The sequence below is a fragment of the Streptococcus parasanguinis genome, assembly GCF_023109675.1.
GTDB classification, from domain to species: Bacteria; Bacillota; Bacilli; order Lactobacillales; family Streptococcaceae; genus Streptococcus; species Streptococcus parasanguinis_I.
Genome location: NZ_JALDUR010000001.1, coordinates 91,176 through 100,996, shown reverse-complemented (window position 1 = coordinate 100,996; position 9,821 = coordinate 91,176). Strand labels below are relative to the sequence as shown.

General features: G+C 42.5%; 10 protein-coding genes, 1 other RNA gene and 1 pseudogene. 2 read left to right on the top strand and 10 right to left on the bottom strand.

Annotation, left to right across the window (positions count from 1 at the left end; all coding sequences use genetic code 11):
- Nucleotides 1-188: 188 nt before the first annotated feature.
- From ffs to M1G14_RS00415, 6 genes and pseudogenes are all read right to left on the bottom strand, one after another.
- An RNA gene (gene ffs, locus M1G14_RS00440) (signal recognition particle sRNA small type) lies at nucleotides 189-283 on the bottom strand.
- Between the two features lie 39 nt (nucleotides 284-322).
- Nucleotides 323-832, bottom strand: coding sequence for a tRNA adenosine(34) deaminase TadA (tadA, locus tag M1G14_RS00435; RefSeq protein WP_003016809.1), 510 nt, complete (start codon nucleotides 830-832; stop codon nucleotides 323-325).
- Between the two features lie 302 nt (nucleotides 833-1,134).
- Nucleotides 1,135-2,714, bottom strand: a pseudogene (locus M1G14_RS00430) (ATP-binding cassette domain-containing protein).
- 145 nt (nucleotides 2,715-2,859) lie between these two features.
- The gene (locus M1G14_RS00425) at nucleotides 2,860-3,138 is read right to left on the bottom strand and encodes a hypothetical protein (protein WP_003009004.1); all 279 of its coding nucleotides are present in this window, start codon (nucleotides 3,136-3,138) and stop codon (nucleotides 2,860-2,862) included.
- 118 nt (nucleotides 3,139-3,256) lie between these two features.
- On the bottom strand, nucleotides 3,257-3,901 hold the full coding sequence (locus M1G14_RS00420; protein ID WP_003002091.1) for an HAD family hydrolase: 645 nt from the start codon (nucleotides 3,899-3,901) through the stop codon (nucleotides 3,257-3,259).
- Between the two features lie 213 nt (nucleotides 3,902-4,114).
- Nucleotides 4,115-5,407, bottom strand: coding sequence for an adenylosuccinate synthase (locus M1G14_RS00415; protein ID WP_003014816.1), 1,293 nt, complete (start codon nucleotides 5,405-5,407; stop codon nucleotides 4,115-4,117).
- 319 nt (nucleotides 5,408-5,726) lie between these two features.
- Here M1G14_RS00415 and hslO point away from each other — a divergent pair, with 319 nt between their 5' ends.
- Nucleotides 5,727-6,599 (top strand): Hsp33 family molecular chaperone HslO, encoded by an 873-nt coding sequence (hslO, locus tag M1G14_RS00410; protein ID WP_247926108.1) that lies wholly within the window; start codon nucleotides 5,727-5,729, stop codon nucleotides 6,597-6,599.
- Nucleotides 6,586-7,563 (top strand): tRNA dihydrouridine synthase DusB, encoded by a 978-nt coding sequence (dusB, locus tag M1G14_RS00405; protein ID WP_070675800.1) that lies wholly within the window; start codon nucleotides 6,586-6,588, stop codon nucleotides 7,561-7,563. Before hslO ends, dusB begins: the two co-directional genes overlap by 14 nt.
- Nucleotides 7,564-7,755: 192 nt before the next feature.
- Here dusB and M1G14_RS00400 read toward each other — a convergent pair whose 3' ends face one another.
- From M1G14_RS00400 to M1G14_RS00385, 4 genes are all read right to left on the bottom strand, one after another.
- On the bottom strand, nucleotides 7,756-8,442 hold the full coding sequence (locus tag M1G14_RS00400) for a YoaK family protein (RefSeq protein WP_247926107.1): 687 nt from the start codon (nucleotides 8,440-8,442) through the stop codon (nucleotides 7,756-7,758).
- 245 nt (nucleotides 8,443-8,687) lie between these two features.
- Nucleotides 8,688-9,023, bottom strand: coding sequence for a hypothetical protein (locus tag M1G14_RS00395; protein ID WP_045759986.1), 336 nt, complete (start codon nucleotides 9,021-9,023; stop codon nucleotides 8,688-8,690).
- A 10-nt stretch (nucleotides 9,024-9,033) separates the two neighbouring features.
- Nucleotides 9,034-9,576: a DUF6773 family protein gene (locus M1G14_RS00390; RefSeq protein ID WP_049482766.1), complete on the bottom strand. Its 543-nt coding sequence runs from the start codon at nucleotides 9,574-9,576 to the stop codon at nucleotides 9,034-9,036.
- Between the two features lie 15 nt (nucleotides 9,577-9,591).
- Nucleotides 9,592-9,786: a helix-turn-helix transcriptional regulator gene (locus M1G14_RS00385; RefSeq protein WP_049482768.1), complete on the bottom strand. Its 195-nt coding sequence runs from the start codon at nucleotides 9,784-9,786 to the stop codon at nucleotides 9,592-9,594.
- Nucleotides 9,787-9,821: the final 35 nt, after the last annotated feature.

Sequence of the window (9,821 nt, the reverse complement as noted above, 5' to 3'; positions counted from 1 at the left end):
GTTGCGCCTTATAGGCTAATTTCATGTTACGCTATAGCCCTCACGTCGCTTCGCTCCTCAGGATCAATATCTCTAAGCTCGGTTGCGCCTTATAGGCTAATTTCATGTTACGCTATAGCCCTCACGTCGCTTCGCTCCTCAGGATCAATATCTCTAAGTTCGGTTGCGCCTTACAGGCTTACCTCACTAAGAGCTATAGAAAAAGAGCACACAGTTCACTTCGCTTAGGGCTGCTGGATTCCTCCCCTGACCCGCTTCACGCAGAACTGTTGCTCCGATAGGTATTATATCATAATTTGTTCGATTTGCAAAGGTCCGGTTTTTATTCTTGTGTTTCGGCCTTGGCTGCGAGCTTGGCTTGTTTTTTTCGTTCCCGACCTTGGCGGAAGAAGGTCTGCATGATGGCTGCACATTCTGCTTCCAAGATTCCTGTTTCTACTTCGACTCGGTGATTGAGGCGTTCATCTGCCAAAATGTCGTAGAGACTACCTGCTCCACCGAACTTCTGATTGGTCGCCCCGTAAATCACCTGGGGAATCCGAGCTAGACCAATGGCACCACTACACATGACACAGGGCTCAATCGTGACAAAAAGCGTCGTATCCAGCAGGCGCCAGCTATTTTCACGCTGATTGGCCTCCTCGATCGCCATGATTTCCGCATGCATGACCGCCCGCTGCAGCTCCTCACGCGCATTATGTCCACGCCCGATAATCTGACCATCCTTGACCAAGACACAGCCAATCGGTATTTCATCATTGGCGAGGGCAATCTCCGCCTCCTTCAGGGCTTCCCTCATAAACATCGCTTTTTCCTCTATCGTGTAGTCCATCTCTTCCTTCTTCCTTTTAGTTTCTTTGTTCATTATACCATAGGCAGCTTACGACTCACAAAAAAAGCCGCCGATTGGGCGACTCTTATGGGAGATTATTATGAAAAAGTTTAGGAGGTTTAAACAAAGTTAGGAGGTCTTTGTTTATGCTTCTAGTATAGCTGGCCTATCTTAAATAAAGCTTAAGTTCTCTGAGTATTGATGATTTTGGAAATATCACCACTTAGAATCTCAAAAATATCTGACAAATTGCTGGCTTACTACTATCCGCTTTGTCGCAGAACCAACTATTGTGGCATCGCTCATCCTTTACGTAACTCAAGGATTTGGTCATAGCGCTCTTCTTCATCAATATGATGGGCTATTTCTAGTACCGTGATCGGCAAAGAAAAGATTAGGTCTCTAACCAGACGACTATTTTTTTCGTCCAAAGCTGATGTCACTTCGTCCGCTAATAAAATATCCTTCTCGCGTAAGAGAAAACGAGCCAACTCTAATCTGACACGCTGACCTCCTGAAATGTTTTCACCATTATTATGAATTTCTACATTCAAAATATCCTGAAATTCATCTATTAAGCCAACTCGGTCCAATACCTCCAATAATTCATGGTCCTCTGAAAAGGCTGACCAAAAGTTAGATTATAGCGGATAGTATCGTTAAACAGGAAGGGATGCTGGCTAATTAAACCGATATTCCCTTGGAAATGACTCGTTATTTGATTTCCATCATACTGAACGAAAATGTCACCCTCATCACATACTTCTTCTCCTAAAATCAAGCGAAAAAGAGTCGTCTTTCCAGACCCGCTCGGTCCTTTGATTAAGACCTTCTGACCTACTGAAATCGTCGCCGTCAAATCAGAAAAAAGCTGACGTTCAGCAAAACTTTTTGAAATATGATTTAAGCGCAACGATTCGAGATTTTCAACAAATTGATCCTTTGTCTCTTCGAAATCAGGTTCTTCCTCGATAATCTTAAACAGGCGGTTCGCAGTCGGCAAGGCACCTTGGAGATTGGCTGCACTGTACATCAGAGTTTGGATCGGTTCTACCAGCATCCCCGCAGCAACATACATAGAGATGAGGCTTGTAATAGAAATAGAATTTCCCTGTAAACTCAAATAAAAGCCTAAAGCAAGAGGAACAACCTGACTAAAAAAGACCATAAATCCATTAAAGAAAAAAATAATATTATGTGTGAAACAAAATCTTTGGATGGCTTTTTGATATTCTCCGTTTAAATCATTCACGCGCTCTTCATTCAGCCTCATGGCCTGATTAATCCGTAAGGTTTGGCTGCCTTGCATACTATCCGAGACAAGCCCATGTAATTTCGTTCTAAGCTTGGACCAGCTGTCTCCCGAATCTTGTAAACGACGATTCATGATGAACTGAGGAATAGGTCTCATAATCGTAAAAATGACAAAAATAAGTCCTAAGAGAAAATTTTGTGAAACAATATAAATGGCTGTAACAAGGGCGACAAATCCCCAACTCACCATAACATTTATATTTTCCAAATAATTATCGCCCACATATTCCATATCTTGAGTTAGCAGACTAACTTTTTCATCATTGGAAAATTTAGGATTCAATATGACTTTCTTAAATAAAAGGGCACGGACACTTTTGTTGATTTCTCTTCGGAATATATTGTGCGAATAGTTTGAAAACAGCATCAGACTATAAATAACAAGATAGATAGACAAACCAAATAAAACAAAATTGAGAATTTTTCCATAAGAAAGGCCGTCTTGATCTAACTTCAAGGCCTTCGTTAAAATCAGAGGTTGCGCCAACACCAAACCACTATTCACAATACGCCCTAAAAAAATAGGAAAAAGATACTTCTTATCAATGTACTTATAAATATTTCTCATAATTATCATCCATCAAAATAGAGGGCTAGCACAACCCTCTTCTCTAAATTTATTTAAAATCGTGATTATTTACAATCACAATTATAGTTAAATACTCTAGGTTTAGCATTCATTTTGTCATCGAATTTGTTATTCACTTTAACCTTCACCGAAAATTACAATCTCCATGTGTCAAAATTGTTAGTTCCAATAATTCAGCATCTGTATCGCTTATTTTAGATAGATACTTTTCGACCTCATACTCACCCTCACTTAAATATTTATTTTTATCAAGATAAGCATGAAACTCTTTCCTAATCACATCATTGCTGTCGACTACTCTATTCAATTCATTCGTAAGAAAAAATGAATGATTGGTTTTAGTATTAAAATACAACGTACCATCATCAGTACTATATTTTAATATATATCGTGACAAATTCATATTATCACCTCTTAATCTGTGTGACTTAACCTGCAGTAAGTGTACACCGATAGAAATATTAAATCAAGCAATATTCAGCAGATTAGAAAAGTTCCAACTTTTAATATTTTGGAAAAGGTTATCCTATAAAAGCTGCAATTTCGCCAACTTCTTGAGCAATATAGGTGGCGCCGGCTTCTTCCAATTCTTCCCTGCTTCCAAAGCCATAAAGGACACCGATAGAATCAAGCTTTTGCGCTTGAGCGCCAAGCACATCGTGCTCCCTGTCTCCAATCATGATGGTATGCGCCAAATCTGTAATCCCATTTTGCTCCAAGGCATACTGGATAACATCGCTTTTTTTACTACGTTTTCTATCCATGGTCGCACCAGCGACAAAGTCAAAATAATCATACAAACCAAAGTGTTTGAGAATTTGAATGGAAAATTCTTCAGGCTTTGACGTAGCTACAATCAACTGTTTGCCAGCCTGCTTGAGAGAAGCCAGCAAGTCAGGAACGCCTAGATAGACCTCATTTTCATAAAGGCCTTTTTCGGAAAAATACTCATGATAGTAGTCAATGGCCTTTAAACATTCTTCCTTAGAAAATCCATAAAAGCGCTCAAAAGACTCCTGCAAGGGCGGACCAATGAAAACTCTCAATGCTTTCTTGTCTGGCACTTGAATCCCATATTTTCCTAAGGCATAGGCCACCGAGTTGGTAATCCCTAGTTCTGAATTGGTCAAGGTGCCGTCTAGGTCAAATAAAATCGTTTGATACATTTTTTCCTCTTTCTGCTTTCAAAAAGAGGCTGGGACAAAAGTCCTAGCCTCTCAATTGTCTTTGGATTGTCGAGCAAGACGCAGTGGTTGAGTGGCTCTACTACGCTGATTTCATCAGCTTTTACAGCCCTACTCAACTGTGCGGAGGTGGGACGATGAAATCGAATTCTAACGAATGACCGATTTCTGTCCCACTCTCTTATCTTCATTTGCTTATAAACTAGACCACACACTTTCAAGGATATTGGTTTGGTCACGATCTGGTCCGACTGAGAAGGTTGAAATGCGCACACCAACTAATTCACCGACACGGCGGACATAGTTGCGGGCATTTTCTGGAAGCTCATCCAAGTGGCGGACACCTGTGATGTCTTCTGACCAGCCTGGTAATTCTTCATAGATTGGTTTGCAACGTTTGAGTTGCTCCAAGCTTGCTGGGTAGTGGTCGATGCGTTCCCCATCCAAGTCGTAGGCTACACAGATTTTCACTGTATCCAAGCCGGACAGAACGTCGATCGAGTTCAAGCTAAGGTTGGTAATTCCTGACACGCGACGGCTATGGCGCATGACAACTGAGTCAAACCAACCAACACGACGAGGACGACCGGTTGTTGTCCCATACTCATGGCCGACTTCACGGATCCGATCACCCACTTCATCGAAGAGTTCCGTAGGGAATGGGCCATCACCAACACGGCTGGTATAGGCTTTACATACACCGACAACCTTGTCGATCTTGCTTGGGCCGACACCTGATCCGATGGTCACCCCACCTGCGACTGGGTTTGAAGAGGTTACAAATGGATAGGTTCCTTGGTCGATATCCAACATAACCCCTTGGGCTCCTTCAAAGAGCACGCGCTTGCCGTTATCCAAAGCATCGTTCAAGATAACAGAAGTATCGGTTACATATTGCTTGATTTGTTGACCATATTCATAGTATTCTTCGAAGATATCGTCAAATGACAGAGCCTCTGCATCATAGAGTTTGGTAAATTGACGGTTCTTTTCTTCCAAGTTGATACGAAGACGTTCCGCAAAGACGTCGCGGTCCAAAAGGTCCGCGATCCGGATTCCCACACGCGCAGCCTTGTCCATGTAGGCTGGTCCAATCCCTTTGATGGTCGTTCCGATTTTGTTGTCGCCTTTAGACTCTTCTTGGAGACGGTCCAATTCGATATGGTAAGGAAGGATGACATGGGCACGGTCTGAAATGCGCAAACTGTCCGTTGTCACACCTTCTTCATGAAGATAAGCCAACTCTTTGACCAATGATTTAGGGTTGACCACCACGCCGTTTCCGATGACAGAGATCTTTTCAGGGAAGAAGATACCAGAAGGAATCAAGTGCAACTTGAACTTTTTGCCGTCGATTACAATGGTGTGCCCGGCATTGTCCCCACCTTGATAGCGAGCAATGACTTCTGCATTGGCTGATAGGAAGTCTGTAATCTTCCCTTTTCCTTCATCACCCCATTGGGTTCCTACTACAACAACTGATGTCATAATTCTTTTTCATATACCATAGATAGTTGCCTATCTATGCCTTTCTTCAAACTAAGGGCAGGAGTCTCACCTGCAAGTTTGTCTTACACTCTATTATAAGCAATTTTTAATGTTTTTTCAAGATCCACTCGGCTATCGTTTATTTTTCTCCTTTCTTTTTAAACCAACTTCTCTATGAAACTCGTCTTTTACTTGGAAATTGCTTCTTTCTAGAAATAACGTTCGGAATTTTCTTTTCTTCTCGTCCTTCTTCTGAAACGACTGATTTTCGGAATTCTCCTTGTCCCCACTTTGCTTGATTTGTGCTAAAATAGTAGGTATGGACAAAATTATTAAAACTATCTCAGAAAGTGGTGCTTTTCGTGCTTATGTACTAGACAGTACAGAAACTGTACGAACAGCCCAAGAAAAACATCATACACAAGCTAGCTCCACGGTCGCACTTGGCCGTACCCTCATTGCCAGCCAAATCTTGGCGGCAAACGAGAAAGGAGAAACTAAAATTACGGTCAAAGTCCTTGGGACTAGCTCACTCGGAGCTATCATCACCGTGGCAGATACCAAGGGAAATGTGAAAGGCTACGTGCAGAATCCTGGAGTGGATATCAAGAAAACCGCGACCGGTGAAGTTCTGGTCGGACCATTTGTCGGAAACGGAGAATTCTTGGTCATCACAGATTATGGTACGGGAAATCCTTATAACTCCATGACCCCTCTTGTAACCGGTGAAATCGGAGAAGACCTGGCCTTTTATCTGACAGAAAGCCAACAAACACCATCTGCAGTTGGAATCAATGTTCTGTTGGATGACGAAGATAAGGTTAAAGTGGCGGGTGGCTTCTTGCTCCAGGTCTTGCCAAATGCCAAGGAAGAAGAAATCGCGCGCTTTGAAAAACGCATCCAAGAAATGCCTGCCATCTCCACACTTTTGGAATCTGAAGACCATATTGAAGCTCTTCTTGCCGCTATCTATGGGGATGAACCTTTCAAACGCCTCTCTGAAGAAGAACTTCGCTTCCAGTGCGACTGCAGCCGTGAGCGCTTTTTGAACGCTTTAGCAAGTCTGCCAGCTAGTGATCTAGAAGAGATGAAAGATGAAGATCACGGTGCAGAGATTACCTGCCAATTCTGCCAAACACACTACCACTTTGACGAAAATGACTTGGAGGAACTCATTCGTGACAAATCTTAATACGCCATTTATGATCGGGGATGTCGAAATCCCTAACCGTACCGTCCTAGCCCCAATGGCCGGAGTGACCAACTCAGCTTTCCGGACCATTGCCAAAGAACTGGGGGCAGGGCTCGTTGTGATGGAAATGGTCTCTGACAAGGGAATCCAGTACAACAATGAAAAGACGCTTCACATGCTCCATATCGATGAAGGAGAAAACCCTGTATCGATCCAACTCTTTGGAAGTGACGAAGATAGCCTGGCACGCGCAGCTGAATTTATCCAAGAAAATACCAAGACCGATATCGTCGATATCAACATGGGTTGCCCGGTGAATAAAATCGTCAAGAACGAGGCTGGTGCGATGTGGCTCAAGGACCCAGACAAGATCTACTCCATCATCAATAAGGTTCAATCCGTCCTCGATATCCCCCTCACTGTTAAAATGCGGACGGGTTGGTCGGATCCTTCCCTAGCAGTTGAGAACGCCCTCGCTGCCGAAGCTGCGGGTGTCTCTGCCCTTGCCATGCATGGGCGAACTCGGGAGCAAATGTATACGGGGCATGCGGACCTTGAGACCCTTCACAAGGTTGCACAAGTTCTGACCAAGATTCCATTTATTGCTAATGGGGACATCCGGACGGTGCAAGACGCCAAACAACGGATTGAAGAAGTCGGTGCCGACGCGGTCATGATCGGCCGTGCAGCCATGGGCAATCCTTACCTCTTCAACCAAATCAATCACTACTTTGAAACAGGAGAAATCCTGCCTGATTTGACCTTTGAAGACAAGATGAAGATTGCTTATGAGCACTTGAAGCGCTTGATCAATCTCAAGGGTGAGCACATTGCCGTTCGCGAATTCCGTGGTCTCGCCCCTCACTACCTCCGTGGTACCTCAGGTGCAGCCAAACTCCGTGGCGCCATCTCGCAAGCTAGCACCCTAGCAGAGATTGAAGAACTCTTACAATTAAAAGCATAGAAACACAAAAAGCAGAGAGTGGGACAGAAATCGGTAATTCGTTAGAATTCGATTTCGTCGTCCCACCTCCGCACAGTTGAGTAGGGCTGTAAAAGCTGATGAAATCAGCGTAGTAGAGCCCACTCAACCACTGCGTCTTGCTCAACAATCCAAAAATAATTGAGAGGCTAGGACTTTTGTCCCAGCCTCTTTTTATAGATTATCTGTTTGCAGGCCGAGTTGTTTGACTCTGGCGGTGTAGTAAGTCATGATCAAAAAGAGGTTGGCTGTGATCAGCCAGATGGCCCATTGGTGAATGAAATGCATGAGGATGGCTACACTAATCGCTCCTGCAACAAAGCTTCCAACAACGATTCCGTAATTCATAGCCTGACGCCGATACTCGTCCAAATCTCCCTTTCCTCGAGTGATTCGGTACAAGGCCATCAGCATCTTGCGGTAATTACCAGAAGTCATAAAGATCACATAAGGGTGGTTTTCAATCAAGCTTCCTGTAAAGGTCAACATCATCATCCCTGTTCCAAAAGCAATAAAGGGAACTTCTACAGGTGGTATGACAGACACCAAGGGAATCAGGAGCGTCACCACAAACAAAGGAATCAACATCTTGGTCCGCCAAAAGGCTGTCTTGCGATACTCTTTGATATGGAGAGCAACCACAAAGCCGATCGAGAAAAACAAAATAGATGAAAAACGCATGATGGTATTTTCGACACGGGGATCGTGCCAATCAGCGATGAGAAGCAGGAGGTTCCCAGTTTGAGTCGCGACCAAACTCCGGTAGTGCATGTGGCAAAAGACATCGAGGCCTCCTCCGATAAAACCAAGCAGAGCCCCCATCAGTCGTGTATTTTGTGGTAAAATTATTTTTTCTTCCATAGTCTTGTCTCTTTTGATTTCAATTATTTTTTATTATACCACTTTGCACCAGAGCTGAGTATTGAAAATCAATCATAACCACTCATCAAACAAGTGGTTTACGTCAGGACTATGATTCTAGATAATTAGAATTTCCCTATCACTGTATAGTGCTAAGAGAATCATATTAATAACCTTCGTGATTCCTGAAAGAAAGTTCAAAATAATTCAGTTGTCCTGTTTTCTTTTTTCATGGTAGTGACCTCTTAAAAACATTGTTTGCCTTCTTTAAAGAGTTGATAGAGAGTATAGATATAAATGAGACTAAAAATAATACAGATGGTTAGAAATAGGAGATATCTCCAATCCATAGAATTCGTTATCAGTTGTGGGAGAGATACGAGGATAAAGCAGAGAGATGCGTTCAAGAAGCGTATTTTTTTTGATGTGATTTTCTGAAATCTTTGTCCCTTATTCAAGACTGGAAGAACTAAAAGGAAAATGATCAGAAAAGGACGCGTAACTTGGCCATAGACTAGGAAAAAGGTAACAAAGATGCTAACTAAAATATGACTGAAAATTAAAGTTTGTAATGATTTCATAAGCTTCCTCCTAATCGTCGTCCTGATCTTCCTTGGCTTTTCGAATGCGAAGCCAGACGATAATTTGCATCACCAATCCGAAGAAGAAAGCTGCGAAAAGGATTGATATAAAATGACCTAGATTGAAAAGAGAGGTGAAAAAGTTTTTGCTATTATCCGTTAAGACATTGAGAAGTGGTATTCCAAAGAACATCAAAACTCCATAGAGCAGACCAGCTTTAATGCCAGGATAGCGTAGCTGTTTGCTTTCTTTTTGGCTCAACATATCAGGATCGATAGCAGTAATACCTGTTTTTTTAGTTTGAGTGCTAACATAGATAGCACAAACCATAGAAACCAGAAAGATAATGATTGGATAACCAAAAGCGACAACTTGGGGATATTTATAAGCAAGGATAAAGGGAATAAGATTGCCAAATATCATCAGGTAAAAGAGGACCATAAAGACTTTATTTCCAATGCGATCCGCCTCGCGTCGTTTGTGTTCATCAAGTGGTCCAGAAATGCCATATGTGCGTTTAATCAGTTTTTCAGTAAAGGTTTCTTTTTCCATTTTTTTCTCCTTTTGTTAAAAATCATCTTCCCAAAAAAGACTGTTGAGGTCCGTTTGGAGGCTACGAGCGAGATTGAGACAGAGTTCCAGAGTCGGATTGTACTTGTCGTTTTCAATCATATTGATGGTTTGCCTCGAGACACCGATATCCTTAGCAAGTTCGAGTTGAGACATGCCCAATTCCTTGCGGAATTCTTTCACATGGTTCATGTTTCCTCCTATTAAATGAATGTCGTATATATTTG